Genomic DNA, 16,344 nt, shown 5'->3' with positions numbered 1-16,344 from the left:
GAAGGGTCACCCTCCGTTATTCACTCCGGAGAGTGACCCTTCGGCTATTCCCTGTCCTTGCGCCCCACCGTCTCCTACCGTAAGAGGGGTTGACGCCGGCCTCGGGGGGAGAGCATGGGCTCAGGCAGTCGTAGTGATCACGCGTCCAGACACGCGGACAGTGAGGCCACGCGCCTGCTGTGCGCGGGTGCGTATCTGGACGATGACTTCCGGGACACGGTCGTGGACGAGCTGTTGGTCCACGAGGAGCGCGTCGTGGCGCCGTCGCTGGGCATCGACGCCTCCCGGGTGCTCGCCCACGCGCTGCGCGCCCGCCGCCTGGAGGCGGGCTGGACCCTGCTGCTGATCGCGCTCTGGTTACTGCACGCCCTGCTGGCCAAGGGCTTCTTCGTCATCTTCCTGCTGTCCTGCGGGCTGTTGCTGCTGGCGACCTGGGCCAGGGGCGGTGCCTCGGGTCCCTTCCGCGCCGACTACCCGGGCTCCGACGGGATCGCGCCCGCCCGGCGGCGGCTGGCCACGGTGCTGTGGGTGTTCGGGGTGCTGCTGCTGATCGCCTATGTGTCCTCCGCGCTGGAGCTGGTCCTCGCGGACGATCCGGAGCCGAGCGCCCTGGAGGAGAGCACCTCGCTGTCGGGGCTGACGGCCGGGGCGGGCGCCGGGGCCGCCTGGGCGGCGCTGCTGATCCCCACCGCGATGGCCGCGGCGGTCGCCCTGCACCGCGAGCACGTGGCCCGGGTGCTGTCCGCCGACCTCGATCCGCGGACCTTCGCCGCTCCGGCCGAGGACCCCGCCGAGCGCTCCGGCAGCGCCCGCTTCCGGCGGGTGCGGGAGCTGATCCGGCGCGAGCAGCACGCGCCCGTGATCCTCTACCACGATCAGCACCCCTTTCTCGGGGCGGGCACCGCGCACGCCACGTGGACGCTCGCGGTCGAGCTGCGCCCGCGCGAGGGCCGTACGGCGGTGCCGCTCGACAACCGGGTGATCCTGGAGCGGATCCGGCCGCTGGTGGAGAACCTGCGCACCCCGTCCGCCAGGACCCCCGCCCGGAACGGCGCCCGCACCTCCACGGTGCCGAGGCAGTCGGTCGAGGTCCGCGACCGGCTGCGCGGTCTGGAGCTGGACGAGTGCGTATTCGTGAAGGCCACCGGGCTGCGCAGCCGCTCCCTCGCGCCGCACGGCGAGGCGCACTTCGAGTGGGAGCGGGCGGAGGCGGTCGAGGAGGGCGGCGAGGTGCGGCGGCACTTCCTGCGCATCCGGGTCGGAGCCTGGCAGGAGGAGGTCGTCACCACCGTCTTCGTCCGGGTGCACACCCAGGGCGGCATGCTGATGGTGGAGTTCGCGCCGCATGTGCTGCGCCCGATCCGCCCGGACTTCCGCGCGATCGACCGGCTCACCGACTCCCACCGCCGCGACGGGCTGCCGGGCAAGGTGCTGTGGGCGGTGGCCCGTACGCCCACGGCCGCGGGCCGCGTGCTGATCCACGGCTTCCGGATGATCGCCTTCTTGGTGCGGACATACACGGGCGCCTATGCCACGGCCATCCCCGACGGGCCCTGGAAGTCCGTGCGCGAGCTGGGCAGTGACGACAGCGCCTCGCTCTTCCAGGAGATGGACGTCAGCCGCTATCTGAAGAGCGTCGAGGACCGGGTGGCCAATGGGGTGCGGCAGGCGCTGGACGAAGCCGGATGGGAGACCGGCGAGTTCGAGCAGAAGATCATCAACGTGAGCGGTGGCGGCATCTTCATCGAGTCCGCACAGGACAGCGCCATCACCGTCGGCGACAACAACACGGTCAGCAACACCAGGGGCAACGGAGGGGGAGGCGGCCATGGGGACGGCTGAGAGGGACGAGGAAAGCGGCGCGGGCACGGCCGGGGACCAGGGCGGGCGGCGGTTCGGGAACATCCGCATCGGCAATGTGCGCGGCGGTGTCGTCGGCATCGGCGACCACAACCACATCGTGAACGGGCCGCAGGAGGACGCCGTCTGCGACCCCGCGTACGAGGAGCTGCTGCGCGCCGTCCAGCAGCTCTCCGCCGACCTGGAGCGGCTGGTGGCCACCCCCGAGGTCGGCGCGCTGTCGGACGAACTGGCCGGTGCCCAGGACGAGATCCGGCGCACCGGCCGGGCCGGGGCGGGCCGCCTCGTCCGGCTCCGGGTGCTGTTGCAGGACGCCGGGGCCGGGATCGGCATGCTGGCGTCGGGCGTCGCGGTCGGCCAGGCGGTCGGCGCGCTGCTGGGCGGCTGAGATGAGCACGCCGAGCGACGAGCGCGGCCCCCGCTGGGACGAGGCCGCGCAGCGCTGGGTGGGGGAGGGTGCCGAGCCACCCGCCCCGGGCAGACGGCCGCCCAGCCCGCATCGGGGGCCGGTGCTGCTCGTGGTGCTGGCCGTCGTGCTCATCGGCGGCATCGGCGTCGGCACCTGGCATCTGCTGTCGGACGGCGGCGATGACACGGCGAAGGAGGGCAGCGGCCCGAGCGCGACCGCGTCCGGCTGGGACAGCGTCTCGCCCTCGCCGTCCGATGCCGTGCCGTCGTCGGTGCAGCCGTCCGCGTCGCCGTCGGGGTCGGCCGTCGCGGGCAGCGGGCCACCGCAGGGGTATGAGCGCACCGCGGATCCGGAAGGGTTCACGCTGGACGTCCCGGTGGGCTGGCAGCGCGTCAAGCGCGATACGGGGGTCTTCTACGAGTCGTCCGACGCGAGCCGTCTGCTCCAGGTCTTCGCCCTGACCAGCCCACAGGTCACCCCGTACGAGGCGCTGAAGCAGGCCGAGACCAGCCTCAAGAAGAACCCCGGCTACAAGCGGTACGGGCTGAAGCGGCTCGGCCCGGGCGACGACGCCGACGCGGAGCTGCAATACGGCTACCGCAGCGAGAAGTACGGGCCGCGCCGCGTCGTCGACCGCGCCTTCACCGGGCCGGACGGAGTGCAGTACGCGGTGCTGGTGGCGGGCCCGTCCGATGAGTGGCCGCGTCAAGTGGAGCGGCAGCGGATCGCGTTGGGCGCCTTCTGCCCCACCGCGTACTGCCCGGCGGGCTGAGCGCGTCCATCTCCGGTGCCGAACCATCCGGCCTCGGGGCGGTAGCGGAGGTGGCCGAAGCGCGCATCCTGGGTAAACCGTATGTCGGCTAACTCGGTTAACTCGGCTTATCGGTAGAAAAATGCGATGTAGGGGGAGCGGTCATGTCTGACGGGGGTTCGGAACCGGGCGCGGAGACGCGGCGGGTGGTGCAGGCGGTCGCGGTCACGGTGTTCCTGACCGCGGGGATCGCGTTCTCCGGCTGGGTGGCGTTCGGCGGTGACGGAAGCACCGGGCACCAGGCGGGCCCGCTGCCCTGGGACCGCGCGACGCCCGCTCCCTCGGCGACCGCGGACGCCACCGCGCCGGGCGATGTCTATCCCGCGCCCGAGACCGGTGCGCCCACCGATCGTCCGCCGGGACTGCCGAGCGCCACGCCGTCCGGCCTGCCCTCGGCGCATCCGTCCGGGGCGCCGGATGCGTTCCCCTCGGCGGTGCCGTCCCTGACGGGCTCCGCACCGCCCGCGGGCTTCAGCACCGCGCGGGATCCGGAGGGCTTCGACATCGCCGTCCCCGAGGGATGGCGGCGGACGGTGAAGGGTCCGAGCGTCTTCTATGCCTCGCCCGACGACTCCACCAAGATCCAGGTCTTCGAGCTGCACGGCCCCGAGGCCACCCCGTACGAGTCGGCGCAGGAGGCCGAGCGGCTGGCGTCCCGCAACCGCGGCTACGAGCGGATCACCCTCGCCCAGCTGGGCGCGGCCGCCATGGACCCCGCCCAGCTGGAGTACACGTACCGGAGCAAGGAGTCCGGCGCCCGCCGGATACTCGACCGCCGCTTCGCCGCGCAGAACGGCACCATGTACGCGGTGTTGATCATCGGCCCCGCCGACGACCGGGCAGAGGAGCAGTCGCTCCATGACACCGTGCTGAAGACCTTCTGCCCCACTGCCTACTGCACCGCTTCGTAGGGGGTGTCTTGCCGATCATGCCGGGCTCCCGACGCCTGGCACAGCACCTCGCGGCCCCGCGCTCGTCGCACGCAGCGTAGGCCGCCCGTCCCTCCGCCTCGCGTGAGCCGTGCCACTTTCAAGAAAAATTTGCGCATACGTTTCGCGCAACCGGTAAGGGGTCCCTGTTGCTGGCGTGGCCAGCGGAAACGCTCGCAATACCGAAAGGCAGAGGTAGACGTGTCGGCAGTCGAGACCATTCATGTGGACGGGGTGTGGCGGGCAGCCGCATCCAGCGCGCAGCGGGAGGTTCTCGACCCCGCGGATGCCAAGACGCTCGCGATCGTGGCCGAGGGCGGCGCCGAGGACACCGACGCGGCCATCGCCGCCGCGCGCCGCGCCTTCGACAGCGGCCCCTGGCCGCACACCCCCGTCGCCGAGCGGGCGGCGCTGCTGCGGCGGGTCGCCGATCTGCTCCAGCGCGACCGTGAGGTGATCGCGCTCCTGGAGAGCCGGGACACCGGCAAGACCCTGGAGGAGGGCCGGGTCGACGTCGACGACGTGACCAACGCCTTCCGCTACTTCGCCGAGCTGGTCGCGGGCGAGTCGGCCGGCCGTGTGGTCGACGCGGGCAGCCCCGATGTGCACAGCGTCGTGGTGCACGAGCCGGTCGGGGTCTGCGCGATGATCACCCCCTGGAACTATCCGCTGCTCCAGGCCAGCTGGAAGGTGGCCCCGGCGCTCGCGGCGGGCAACACCTTCGTCATCAAGCCCAGCGAAGTGACCCCGCTGTCCACCATCCACCTGGTGCAGCTGCTGGTCGAGGCGGGCCTGCCGAACGGTGTGGCCAACCTGGTGACCGGCGCGGGCGACCCGGTCGGCGCCCGGCTGTCCGAGCACCCGGATGTGGACCTGGTGTCCTTCACCGGCGGTCTGGTCAGCGGCACCAAGGTGGCCCAGGCCGCCGCGCCGAGCGTGAAGAAGGTCGCCCTGGAGCTGGGCGGCAAGAACCCGAACGTCGTCTTCGCCGACGCCTGCGCCACCGACGAGGGCTTCGACACCGCCGTCGACCAGGCGCTGAACGCCGCCTTCATCCACAGCGGCCAGGTCTGCTCGGCCGGTGCCCGACTGATCATCGAGGAGTCGGTGCGCGAGCGGTTCGTTGCCGAGCTGGTCCGCCGCGCCGAGAAGATCAAGCTGGGCCGCGGCACCGAAGAGGGTGTCGAGTGCGGTCCGCTCGTCTCGGCCCAGCAGCTCGCCAAGACCCAGGCATACGTGGCGTCCGCCCTGGAGGAGGGCGCGGTGCTGCGGACCGGCGGCAAGCAGCCCGAGCCGTCCGACGTCCGCCCCGCGAGCGGCTACTTCTACCTGCCGACCGTGCTCGACCAGTGCCACCGTGAGATGCGGGTCGTCCGAGAAGAAACGTTTGGCCCGATCCTTTCGGTGGAGACCTTCAGCACCGAAGATGAGGCTGTGACGCTCGCCAACGACACGGAATACGGCCTGGCCGGCGCGGTCTGGTCGTCCGACACCGCGCGCGCCCGCCGGGTCGCCGCGCGGCTGCGTCACGGCACCGTGTGGATCAACGACTTCCACCCCTACCTCCCGCAGGCCGAATGGGGCGGCTTCGGCAAGTCCGGCGTCGGGCGTGAGCTGGGCCCGGCGGGCCTGGACGAGTACCGCGAGACCAAGCATGTCTACGAGAACCTGCGGCCCAGCCCGGTGCGCTGGTTCGGCGGCTGACGCCCCGCCGCCGGCCCCCGCCCGGGGCGGCACGGCCGGGCCCGGACCTCCCGCCGGGCCCGGGCCCCGTTGCGTCCGATGACGGCGCCCGGCGACTCCCCCCTTCATCCGCAACCCCCACCTCCCTCCGGGGACGGCCCACGGTCCGCACCCGTGCGGGCCGTCCCGGAGGACCGGAAGACCGCGAGGAGCAACTCCCACCATGCCCGTACCTGACGCATACGATTACGTCGTCATCGGCGGAGGCACCGCAGGATCGGTGATCGCCTCCCGGCTCACGGAGGATCCGGACGTCCGCGTCGCCGTCATCGAGGGCGGCCCCTCCGACATCGACCGCCCCGATGTCCTCACCCTGCGACGCTGGTTGGGTCTGCTCGGCGGCGACCTGGACTACGACTACCCCACGGTCGAGCAGCCGCGCGGCAACTCGCACATCCGGCACAGCCGCGCCCGGGTGCTGGGTGGATGCTCCTCGCACAACACCCTGATCTCGTTCAAACCGCTGCCGGGCGACTGGGACGAGTGGGCCGAGGCGGGTGCCGAGGGCTGGGACGCCACCGCCATGGACCCGTACTTCCACAAGCTGCGCAACAACATCGTTCCGGTGGACGAGAAGGACCGGAACGCGATCGCCCGGGACTTCGTGGAGGCCGCCCAGGCCGCCGCCGACGTGCCGCGCGTCGAGGGCTTCAACAAGAAGCCGTTCCACGAGGGCGCCGGCTTCTTCGACCTCTCGTACCACCCGGAGAACAACAAGCGCTCCTCGGCGTCGGTCGCCTATCTGCACCCCTTCCTGGACCGGCCGAACCTCCACATCATGCTGGAGACCTGGGCGTACAAGCTGGAGCTGGACGACAGCGGCCGGGCCACCGGCGTCCACGTCCGTACCAAGGACGGCGAGGAGATCCTCGTCGAGGCGCGGACCGAGGTGCTGGTCTGTGCGGGCGCGGTGGACACCCCGCGGCTGCTGATGCACTCCGGCATCGGCCCCAAGGCCGACCTGGAGGCGCTGGGCATCCCCGTCAAGGTCGATCTGCCGGGCGTCGGTGAGAACCTGCTCGACCACCCCGAGTCGGTGATCGTGTGGGAGACGGACGGCCCGATCCCGGACAACTCCGCGATGGACTCGGACGCCGGCCTGTTCGTACGCCGCGACCCGGAGTCCAAGGGTCCGGATCTGATGTTCCACTTCTACCAGATCCCGTTCACCGACAACCCCGAGCGACTGGGCTACGAGAAGCCCGAGCACGGCGTGTCGATGACCCCCAACATCCCCAAGCCGCGCAGCCGCGGCCGCCTCTACCTGACGAGCGCCGACCCCGAGGTCAAGCCCGCCCTCGACTTCCGCTACTTCACGGACGAGGAGGACTACGACGGCCGCACGCTGGTCGACGGCATCCGGCTCGCCCGCGAGATCGCCAAGACCGAGCCGCTGGCCCACTGGCTCAAGCGCGAGGTGTGCCCGGGTCCGGAGATCACCTCGGACGAGGAGATCAGCGAGTACGCCCGTAAGGTCGCGCACACCGTCTACCACCCCGCGGGCACCTGCAAGATGGGCGCCCCCGACGACGACCTCGCCGTGGTCGGCCCCGATCTGCGGATCCGCGGCCTGTCCGGCATCCGGATCGCCGACGCGTCCGTCTTCCCGACGATGCCCGCTGTGAACCCCATGATCGGAGTACTGATGGTCGGTGAGAAGTGCGCGGACCTGCTGGTCGGGGAGCGTGACCAGGTCCGGTACCGATCGCGCGACCGAGCCGCCCAGCTCGCTCCGGGAGGTGAGGCGTGATGGCTACGACCCTGGCCCCCGAGACGCCCGACAACCCCAAGACCCCTGAGACCGGCGACCGCACCCCGGTGTTCTCGGTCCGCGACATGTGGAAGGTGTTCGGCCCGAAGGCCGACCGCGTCCCCGGCTCGCCCGAGGCCGAGCTGTCCGCCGCGGATCTGCGCGCCCGCACCGGCTGCACGGCCGCCGTCCGGGACGTCTCCTTCGACGTCGAGCCGGGCGAAGTGTTCGTGGTCATGGGACTGTCCGGCTCCGGCAAGTCCACCCTGGTGCGCTGCCTCACCCGGCTGATAGAGCCCACCTCCGGGACGCTGAAGATCGACGGCGAGGACGTCATGGCCATGGACAAGGCCCGGCTGCGCGATCTGCGCCGCCACCGCGCCGCCATGGTCTTCCAGCACTTCGGGCTGCTGCCGCACCGCTCCGTCCTCGACAACATCGCCTACGGCCTGGAGATCCAGGGCGTCGGCAAGGCCGAGCGCCGCGCCAAGGCCGCCGAGATGGTGGAGAAGGTCGGCCTCAGCGGCCTGGAGCGCCGCCGCCCCGGCCAGCTCTCCGGCGGTCAGCAGCAGCGCGTGGGCCTGGCCCGGGCGCTCGCCGTCGACCCCGAGGTGCTGCTGTTCGACGAGCCGTTCAGCGCGCTCGACCCGCTGATCCGCCGCGACATGCAGGAGGAGGTCATCCGGCTGCACCACGACGAGGGCCGGACGATGGTGTTCATCACCCATGACCTCAGCGAGGCGCTGCGGCTCGGCGACCGCATCATGCTGATGCGCGACGGCGGCATCGTGCAGCTCGGCACCCCGGAGGAGATCGTCGGCTCCCCGGCCGACGACTACGTACGGGACTTCGTCCGCGATGTGCCGCGCGAGCAGGTGCTGACCGTGCGCCGCGCGATGCGCCCCGCGAAGTCCGACGAGAAGGACGGCGGCCCCGCGCTGACCCCGGGCACCACCGTCGCCGACGCGATCGAGGCCGTGGCCCGTTCCGGCGGCCCCGCGCGCGTCGTCGACGGCGGCCGCTGCCTGGGCGTCGTCGACCACGCCTGCCTGCTCAGCGTCGTCGCGGGCCTGGACGGAAAGGAGGCGGCCGCCGCATGAGTACGCCCCTGACCCCCTTCCCGCCCGGCGGCACCGGGAGGCGCGTGTGAGCGCGACGACCACCCGCCCCCGTACCGACCCCGACACCGGGCCGTCCGCGGACAAGACCGCCGCGGACGAAGCGCGCCCGTCGCTGCTGCGCGCAGCCGTCAGCAGCCGGGCCGTCCGCAAGCTCGCGGTGCTCGCGGTGATCGCCGCCGTGCTCGTACCGCTCGCCCACGCCAAGTGGGCCGGTGCCAGTTGGCCCGACGCGCTGACCGTCGATGTGTCCGGCCCGCTGGAAAAGGCCAGCGACTGGATCCTCGACAACCGTGACAGTCACTGGATCTTCCTCTACTTCTTCGGCCACATCAGCCAAGCCGTCATCACCGGCGTCCGCGTCGTCTACGTCGCCCTGCTCGCCCTCGGTTGGGCCGGTGTCACCGCCGGTCTGACCCTGGTCGCCTGGCGGCTCGCGGGGGTGCGGGTCGCGGTGACGACCCTCGTGTCGCTCGCCGTCTGCGGAGTGCTGGGCATGTGGGTGCCGACGATGCAGACGCTCGCGCTGATGACCGTGGCCGTTGCCGCCTCCGTCGTCATCGGCGGACTGCTGGGCCTGGCCGGCGGCCTCTCCGAATGGGCGTTCCGGGCGCTGCGTCCGGTGCTGGACACCATGCAGGTGCTGCCCGCGTTCGCGTATCTGCTGCCCGTCGTGATGATCTTCGGCAATGGCGTGCCCGGCGCGGTGCTGGCCACCGTGATCTACGCGGCTCCGCCCATGGCCCGGCTCACCGCCCTCGGTCTGCGCGGCGCGGACGCCGGGGTGTTGGAGGCCGTGGCCTCGCTCGGCGCGACCTGGCGGCAGCGGCTGCTGTCCGCCCGGTTCCCGCTGGCCCGCAAGGAACTGATGCTGGGCGTCAACCAGACGATCATGATGGCGCTGTCCATGGCCGTGATCGCGTCCGTGATCGGCGGCGGCGGTCTCGGTGACCGCGTCTACCAGGCGCTGTCCAGCGTCGACGTCGGCAAGGCGCTCGCCGCGGGACTCCCGATCGTGCTCCTCGCCGTCGTCATGGACCGCACCATTGGAGCGGCGGGCGAGCGGCTCGGTACGCCCCCGGCCGAGGGCGGCTCCCGGCTGCTGCGCGGCTGGCCCGCGTGGGCAGGTGTCGCGGTGATCACCGCGGTCATCACCCTCGCCGGACGGCTGATCGGCTCCCAGACCTGGCCGGGCGGCTGGACCGTCGCCATCGAGGGGCCCGTCAACCAGTTCAAGGAATGGATGGTCGACCACCTCTACACCGGTGTGCCGGTCGTCGGCGGCACCGCCGAATGGGCCGCGAACTACCTCAAGTGGGTCCTCGACCCGCTGCGTGAGGGGCTCCAGGGCATCCCGTGGTACGGGATCCTGCTGATCGTCGCGGCGCTGGCCTGGCTGATCGGCACCTGGGCCACCGCGCTGACCGCCACTGCCGCCATGGCCGCGATCGGCGTGCTCGGCGTGTGGAGTTCGTCCATGGACACCCTCTCCCAGGTGCTGGCGGCCGTCGTCGTCACGCTGGTCCTCGGTTTCGCGATCGGCATCTGGGCCGCGCGCAGCACCCGGCTGGAGCGGATGCTGCGACCGGTGCTGGACGTGTGCCAGACCATGCCGCAGTTCGTGTACCTGATCCCCGTGGTCGCGCTGTTCGGCGTCGGCCGCGCCCCGGCGGCGGCCGCGGCCATCGTCTACGCGCTGCCCGCCGTCATCCGCATCACCACCCAGGGGATCCGGAACGTCGACCCGTCCGCGCTGGAGTCGGCGCGCTCGCTCGGTGCCACGCAGGGGCAGCAGCTGCGCCAGGTCCAGTTGCCGCTGGCCCGTCCGGCGCTGCTGCTCGCCGTCAACCAGGGCGTGGTGCTGGTGCTGGCCGTGGTCGTCATCGGCGGTCTGGTCGGCTCGGGCGCGCTCGGCTACGACGTGCTGTTCGGCCTGGCGCAGGGCGACCTGGCGACCGGTCTGGTGGCGGGCGCGGCGATCGTCTGCCTGGGGCTGATGCTCGACCGGGTGACCCAGCCGACCGCGCGCCGCGACAGGAAGGGGGCCTGAGATGGCTACGGCCCATAACCCTCGCCGTCGGCAGCTGCTGATGGCCGCCACCGGGGTCACGGCCCTGCTCACCGCGACCGGCTGCGGCGCGGCGGACATGTCCAAGCAGTCCTCGCCGTACGCCAATGTGGGCGGCGCGAAGAGCGTGACGCTCTCCGTCCAGTCCTGGGTCGGAGCACAGGCCAACGTGGCCGTCGCCCAGTACCTGCTGGAGCATGAGCTGGGCTACCACGTCGACACCGTCCAGGTGGACGAGGTTCCGGCGTGGGACGCGCTCAGCCAGGGCCGGGTGGACGCGATCCTGGAGGACTGGGGCCACCCGGAGCAGGAACAGCGCTACGTCAAGGACAAGAAGACGATCGCGTCGGGCGGCGACCTCGGCGTCACCGGCCACATCGGCTGGTGGGTGCCGAAGTACTTCGCCGACAAGCATCCGGACGTCCTCAACTGGAAGAACCTCAACAAGTACGCCAAGACCTTCAAGACCGCGGAGAGCGGTGGGAAGGGCCAGCTGCTGGACGGCTCCCCGTCCTATGTCACCAATGACAAGGCGCTGGTGAAGAACCTGAATCTGAACTACCAGATCGTCTTCGCCGGTTCGGAATCCGCCCAGATCACCCAGATGAAGCAGTTCGCCAAGCAGAAGAAGCCCTTCCTGTCGTACTGGTACGAGCCGCAGTGGCTGTTCAACCAGGTGCCGATGGTCGAGGTGAAGCTGCCCAAGTACACGGACAAGTGCGCTGCCAAGGGCGAGAAGGACCCCGACTCCATCGACTGCGCCTACCCGACCACCCCGCTCCAGAAGTACCTCAACGCGGACTTCGCCAAGGAGGGCGGCAAGGCCGCCGCCTTCCTGAAGAAGTTCCGCTGGACCAAGAAGGACCAGAACGAGGTGTCCGAGCTGATCGCCTCGGACGGGATGTCGGCACAGGACGCGGCCAAGAAGTGGGTCAAGGCGCACCCCGACGTCTGGAAGCAGTGGCTGCGCTAGGCGCCTGGTGAAAGGGACGCCTCTTGAGGCACCTTTTCGTAGCAGCGCCCTGAAGGCGTCACCCGGCCGGGCCCCGCCCCGTCCTCCTCATGCGGTCTCCTCATGGGGTGGACGGCGCGGGGCCCAGCTGCCCAGCCAGGTCCCGCGCGGCGGACATCGTCTCGCGGAAGAGCCGGGGGCCGAAGGTGACGCGGGTGACGCCGAGCCGCCCCAGCTCGGCGGGCGAGGGGCCGTCCGGTGCGAAGGCCGCCGCGTTGACCGGTATGCCGATGGCGGCCGCGAGCCGGGGCAGCAGCTCCGGCGGCGCGAAGATCGGATAGACGCAGTCCACGCCCGCCGCCGCATAGGCCCGCCCGCGCTCGATCGCCGCCTCGGCCGCGCGCTCGGTGTCCTCGGCCCCGCCCTGGGCGAACTCGCCGCGGGCGAAGGTGTCGATCCGGGCGTTGATCACCAGGCCGTCGCCCGCCTCGGCCCGCACCGCCGCCAGCCGGTCCGCCTGCTCCCGCGGGTCGGCCAGCTGCTTGGTCAGCGCGTCGGAGTCCTCCAGGTTGCAGCCCACCGCCCCGGTCTCCAGCAGCCGTTCGACCAGCTCCTTGGCGTCGAGGCCGTAGCCGCTCTCCAGGTCCACCGACACCGGTACCTCCACGGCGCGGACGATCCGGGCCACCGCGGCGAACATCTCCTCGGCCGGTGTCCGGCCGTCCTGGAAGCCCAGCGACGCCGCGATCCCGGCGCTCGGCGTCGCCAGCGCCGGGAAGCCCGCGTCCACGAAGGCGCGGGCCGAACCGGCGTCCCAGGGACCGGGCAGCACGAGCGGCGTCTCCGCGTCCCGGCCGTGGTGCATCGCGCGGAACGCCCTGGCCTCGGCCGTGGCGCTGGTCGTCATGGGAACCCCCTCGTTCTCAGCCCGCGGTCGGCTTGTAGGAGCCCGGGACCTTGCGGGTGGTCACCCCGATCCGGTTCCAGGCGTTGATGGTGAAGATGAGCGCGATGAGCTGGGCCAGCTCCTGCTCCTCGAAGTGCTTGGCGGCCCGGTCGTACACCTCGTCCGGGACGCCGTCGATCAGGACGGTGACCGCCTCGGTCAGGGCGAGCGCGGCCTGCTCCTTCTCGGTGTAGACGCCGGCCGCCTCCTCCCAGGCGTTGAGCAGATAGATCCGCTCCTCGGACTCGCCCGCCGCCCGGGCGTCCTTGATGTGCATGTCGATGCAGAACGCACAGTGGTTGATCTGCGAGGCGCGGATCTTGACCAGCTCCGTCAGCGCGGGCTCCAGGCCCTGACGGGCCGCCGCGTCCAGCTGGATCATGGCCTTGTAGACCGCGGGGGCCGCGTGCGCGAAGCTCATCCGGGGACCGTGCGGGGAGGTGCTCTCCGATGTCGTCATGCAGTCCACGCTAGAACCTCATCAGCCCAGGGGTATGGTCCACTTTCATGGAGGATTCGTGGGCCACTTCCGGGCCCGGAAAGGCCACTTCCGCGCCCGCACAGGCGAGTTCCAGGGCCGGGAACGGGGCCGGGGCCGAGGCCGAGAACGGGGATGGGGACGATGCCGGGGCCGCGCAGCCGGGCGGGCTGGGCGCCGATCTGCATCTGGACCTGCCCCGGGGCGGGACCACCGGGGTGCGGGCCGCGCTCATCCGTTCCCTGCGTGACGCCGTACGCAGCGGCCGCCTCGCCCCCGGAACCCGGCTGCCCTCCTCCCGCACGCTCGCCGCCGACCTCGGCATCGCCCGCAACACGGTGGCCGACGCCTACGGCGAACTCGTCGCCGAGGGCTGGCTCACCGCCCGGCAGGGCTCCGGCACCCGGGTCGCCCGGCGTGTCGTGCCGCCCGAGCCCGCGCCGCCACGCACCCCACCGGCCGCCGCCGTGGCCGCCACCCGCCCGGCGTACGACCTGCGGGCCGGGTCGCCCGACGTCTCCGCCTTCCCCCGCTCCGCGTGGCTGTCCGCCGCCCGGCGCGCCCTCACCGCGGCACCCAGCGACGCCTTCAACTACGGCGACCCCGGCGGGCGGCCCGAACTGCGCCGGGCCCTGTCCGACTATCTCGCGCGCGCCCGCGGGGTGCGGGCCGCGCCCGAACGGATCGTGGTCTGCTCCGGGTTCATCCAGGGACTCGCCCTGCTCGGCCGGACGCTGCACAGGGACGGCCACCGTGCGCTGGCCGTCGAGTCGTACGGACTCGACCTCCACTGGAGCGTGCTGCGCCGCGGCGGATTGCGCACCGTGCCGCTGCCGGTCGACGGGCGGGGCGCCCGCACCGGCGAACTGGATCGCCTCACCGACGTACGGGCCGCGCTGCTCACCCCCGCGCACCAGTTCCCCACCGGCGTCGCCCTGGACCCCGACCGGCGGGCCGCCGTGGTCGACTGGGCGTCCCGGACGGACGGGCTGGTGCTGGAGGACGACTACGACGGCGAATTCCGCTACGACCGCCAGCCGGTGGGCGCGCTCCAGGGGCTGGACCCGGAACGCGTGGTCTATCTGGGCACGGCGAGCAAGAGCCTGGCGCCCGCGCTGCGGCTGGCCTGGATGGTGGTGCCGGACCATCTGCTGGACCGGCTGCTGGCGGTCAAGCAGACGGGGGAGTGGCAGTCGGGGGCGCTGGATCAGCTGACGCTCGCGGAGTTCATCGCCTCGGGTGCGTACGACCGCCATGTGCGCGGGATGCGGCTGCGCTACCAGCGGCGCCGCGACCAGTTGGTGGCGGCGCTGGCCGAACGCGCCCCGCAGGTGCGCGTCACGGGCATCGCGGCCGGACTGCACGCGGTGCTCGAACTGCCGCCGGGCACCGTGCGCTCCGTCCTCCAGGGCGCGGCCTGGCAGGGCCTGGCCATGGAGGGCCTGAACCGCTACCGGTACCGCGAGGAGGGCGCGCCGGGAGCGGGCGGACCCGAGCCGGACGAACTGGTCTTCGCCTATGGGGCGCCGCCCGATCACGCCTTCGCGGGCGCCCTGGACGCGCTGTGCCGGGTGCTGCCCTGAGCGGCCCGTTCCCCACCCCCGGCGTCCACTTGTGGGATAAGCCCCTCTAGGGTGGGCGGACCAACGAACGGGGGAGCAGTACCAATGGAACGGAAAGGCCCACGACGGCTGCGGTCGAGCACGGTGATCCTGGGCGGCATGGGCGCCCTCGCGGCGGCCCTCACCTCCTGCGGGGCGGAGCCCGACAAGCGCTGTGTCGACCGGGACAGCTACGACCTGGCCAGGGGCTACCGCATCGTCGACTCCGGTGCCTGCAACGGCTCTTCGGGCTCCACGGGCGGTAAGAAGAGCCGCAGCCGCGGCACCGGCCAGCGGGTGGACGGCGACTGGTACTACGACGCCGACGTCGACGGCCGCTGGGCGGACTACGGCACCTTCAGCAAGAGCCAGGCCGCCGACCGCGGCGGCTTCGGCTGCTCGGGATCCGGCGGCGGCTGACCGGACGACGACCCGATGAAGCGTCACACCATGGACCCCCGCCCCGGCTGGCAGGCCACGGTCGAGGAGCAGGGGGTCATCTACCCGCTGACCCGCTACCCGGACGGCTCGCTGCGCCCGTACTGGGACGAGAGCGCCTACTACGCCTTCACGCTGCCCGAGGTCGAGGCACTGGAGGAGGTGGTCGAGGAGCTGCACCGGATGTGTCTGGAGGCGGCCGCCCACATCGTCGACCACGACCGCTTCGCCGACCTCGGCATCGAGGATCCGCGGGTGGCCGGGCTGGTCGCCGAGTCCTGGCACCGGCGGGCCGAACAGCCCAGCGTCTACGGCCGGTTCGACCTGCGGTACGACGGAGGCCCGGGACCGGCGAAGCTGCTGGAGTACAACGCGGACACGCCCACCTCGCTGGTGGAGGCGGCGAGCGCCCAGTGGTTCTGGATGGAGGACCGCTTCCCCGGTGCGGACCAGTGGAACTCGTTGCACGAGCGGCTGGTCGACGCCTGGCGGAAGCAGGCCGCCCTGCTGCCGCCGGGCGTGCCCCTGTACTTCGCCCACTCGGCCGGGGACGAGCTGGGCGAGGACCTGATGACCGTCGCCTACCTGCGGGAGACGGCCGAACAGGCGGGGCTGCGGACCGAGGCGATCTCCATGGAGGACATCGGCTGGGAACGGCTCTCCGGCCGCTTCGTGGACATGCGGCACCGCTTCATCCGCGGCTGCTTCAAGCTCTACCCCTGGGAGTGGCTGGTCACCGACCGCTTCGGCGCCCATGTGCTGGACACGATCGACAACGGCGGTGGCACCGGCTCCACCCTGTGGATCGAGCCCGCCTGGAAGATGCTGCTGTCCAACAAGGCGCTGCTGGCCATCCTGTGGGAGCTGTACCCCGGCCACCCCAATCTGCTGCCCGCCTACCTCGACGGCCCCCGCGAACTGGCCCGCACCACCGGCTACGTGGCCAAGCCGCTGCTCGGCCGGGAGGGCGCGGGCGTCACCGTGCACCAGCGGGGCGCGGAGCCCGTCATCCGGGACGAGCCCTGCTGCTACCAGGAGTTGGCCCCGCTGCCCGACGTGGACGGCAACCGGGTGGTCCTCGGGGCGTGGGTGGTGGAGGACGAACCGGCGGGACTCGGCATCCGGGAGTCGGCCGGGCTGATCACGGACGAGTACGCGCGCTTCATACCGCACGTGATCCTTTGACACGTGATCCTTTGAGCGGCGCCACAGCGACAGGAGTAACGCGAGCGGCACGAGCA

General features: G+C 71.9%; 14 protein-coding genes. 12 read left to right on the top strand and 2 right to left on the bottom strand.

What is annotated here, in order from left to right; translation table 11 throughout:
• The first annotated feature begins 114 nt into the window (after positions 1–114).
• The 9 genes from HYQ63_RS18875 to HYQ63_RS18835 all read left to right on the top strand — a co-directional run bounded on the left by HYQ63_RS18875 (position 115) and on the right by HYQ63_RS18835 (position 11,661).
• Positions 115–1,842 carry a hypothetical protein gene (locus tag HYQ63_RS18875; protein WP_179935013.1) on the top strand — a complete coding sequence of 576 codons (1,728 nt, stop codon included), beginning with the start codon at positions 115–117 and terminating at the stop codon, positions 1,840–1,842.
• Positions 1,829–2,248 (top strand): hypothetical protein, encoded by a 420-nt coding sequence (locus HYQ63_RS18870; protein WP_179935012.1) that lies wholly within the window; start codon positions 1,829–1,831, stop codon positions 2,246–2,248. The genes HYQ63_RS18875 and HYQ63_RS18870 overlap by 14 nt, the downstream gene beginning before the upstream one ends.
• 1 nt (position 2,249) lies before the next feature.
• Entirely contained in the window at positions 2,250–3,041 is a 792-nt protein-coding gene (locus HYQ63_RS18865; RefSeq protein WP_257231938.1) for a hypothetical protein, read from the top strand.
• A gap of 143 nt (positions 3,042–3,184) precedes the next feature.
• Positions 3,185–3,991 (top strand): serine/arginine repetitive matrix protein 2, encoded by an 807-nt coding sequence (locus tag HYQ63_RS18860; RefSeq protein ID WP_179935011.1) that lies wholly within the window; start codon positions 3,185–3,187, stop codon positions 3,989–3,991.
• Between the two features lie 219 nt (positions 3,992–4,210).
• Positions 4,211–5,713: an aldehyde dehydrogenase family protein gene (locus tag HYQ63_RS18855; protein ID WP_179935010.1), complete on the top strand. Its 1,503-nt coding sequence runs from the start codon at positions 4,211–4,213 to the stop codon at positions 5,711–5,713.
• A 202-nt stretch (positions 5,714–5,915) separates the two neighbouring features.
• Complete coding sequence (locus HYQ63_RS18850; protein ID WP_179935009.1) at positions 5,916–7,502, top strand: GMC family oxidoreductase; 1,587 nt, start codon at positions 5,916–5,918, stop codon at positions 7,500–7,502.
• A complete protein-coding gene (locus tag HYQ63_RS18845) occupies positions 7,502–8,602 on the top strand; it encodes a glycine betaine/L-proline ABC transporter ATP-binding protein (protein ID WP_179935008.1) in 1,101 nt (366 codons plus the stop codon). The genes HYQ63_RS18850 and HYQ63_RS18845 overlap by 1 nt, the downstream gene beginning before the upstream one ends.
• A gap of 46 nt (positions 8,603–8,648) precedes the next feature.
• Positions 8,649–10,670 (top strand): ABC transporter permease subunit, encoded by a 2,022-nt coding sequence (locus HYQ63_RS18840; protein WP_218929574.1) that lies wholly within the window; start codon positions 8,649–8,651, stop codon positions 10,668–10,670.
• Position 10,671: 1 nt separating this feature from the next.
• Positions 10,672–11,661: an ABC transporter substrate-binding protein gene (locus tag HYQ63_RS18835; RefSeq protein ID WP_257231937.1), complete on the top strand. Its 990-nt coding sequence runs from the start codon at positions 10,672–10,674 to the stop codon at positions 11,659–11,661.
• A 100-nt stretch (positions 11,662–11,761) separates the two neighbouring features.
• On the opposite strand, the gene HYQ63_RS18830 is transcribed toward HYQ63_RS18835, so the two are convergent.
• Both HYQ63_RS18830 and HYQ63_RS18825 read right to left on the bottom strand, forming a co-directional pair.
• Complete coding sequence (locus HYQ63_RS18830) at positions 11,762–12,547, bottom strand: isocitrate lyase/phosphoenolpyruvate mutase family protein (protein ID WP_179935007.1); 786 nt, start codon at positions 12,545–12,547, stop codon at positions 11,762–11,764.
• 16 nt (positions 12,548–12,563) lie between these two features.
• A complete protein-coding gene (locus tag HYQ63_RS18825; RefSeq protein ID WP_179935006.1) occupies positions 12,564–13,046 on the bottom strand; it encodes a carboxymuconolactone decarboxylase family protein in 483 nt (160 codons plus the stop codon).
• A gap of 47 nt (positions 13,047–13,093) precedes the next feature.
• Here HYQ63_RS18825 and HYQ63_RS18820 point away from each other — a divergent pair, with 47 nt between their 5' ends.
• The 3 genes from HYQ63_RS18820 (at position 13,094) to HYQ63_RS18810 (ending at position 16,288) form a co-directional block, all read left to right on the top strand.
• A complete protein-coding gene (locus HYQ63_RS18820; protein ID WP_179935005.1) occupies positions 13,094–14,647 on the top strand; it encodes a PLP-dependent aminotransferase family protein in 1,554 nt (517 codons plus the stop codon).
• 84 nt (positions 14,648–14,731) lie between these two features.
• Positions 14,732–15,085: a hypothetical protein gene (locus tag HYQ63_RS18815; RefSeq protein ID WP_179935004.1), complete on the top strand. Its 354-nt coding sequence runs from the start codon at positions 14,732–14,734 to the stop codon at positions 15,083–15,085.
• Between the two features lie 15 nt (positions 15,086–15,100).
• Positions 15,101–16,288 (top strand): glutathionylspermidine synthase family protein, encoded by a 1,188-nt coding sequence (locus HYQ63_RS18810; RefSeq protein ID WP_179935003.1) that lies wholly within the window; start codon positions 15,101–15,103, stop codon positions 16,286–16,288.
• The last annotated feature ends 56 nt before the right edge of the window (positions 16,289–16,344 follow it).

The organism is Streptomyces sp. Rer75, from assembly GCF_013414305.1.
In the GTDB taxonomy this organism is placed as follows: Bacteria; Actinomycetota; Actinomycetes; order Streptomycetales; family Streptomycetaceae; genus Streptomyces; species Streptomyces himastatinicus.
Note: the sequence above shows the minus strand (reverse complement) of the source record. Positions and strands in the feature narration are given on the sequence as shown.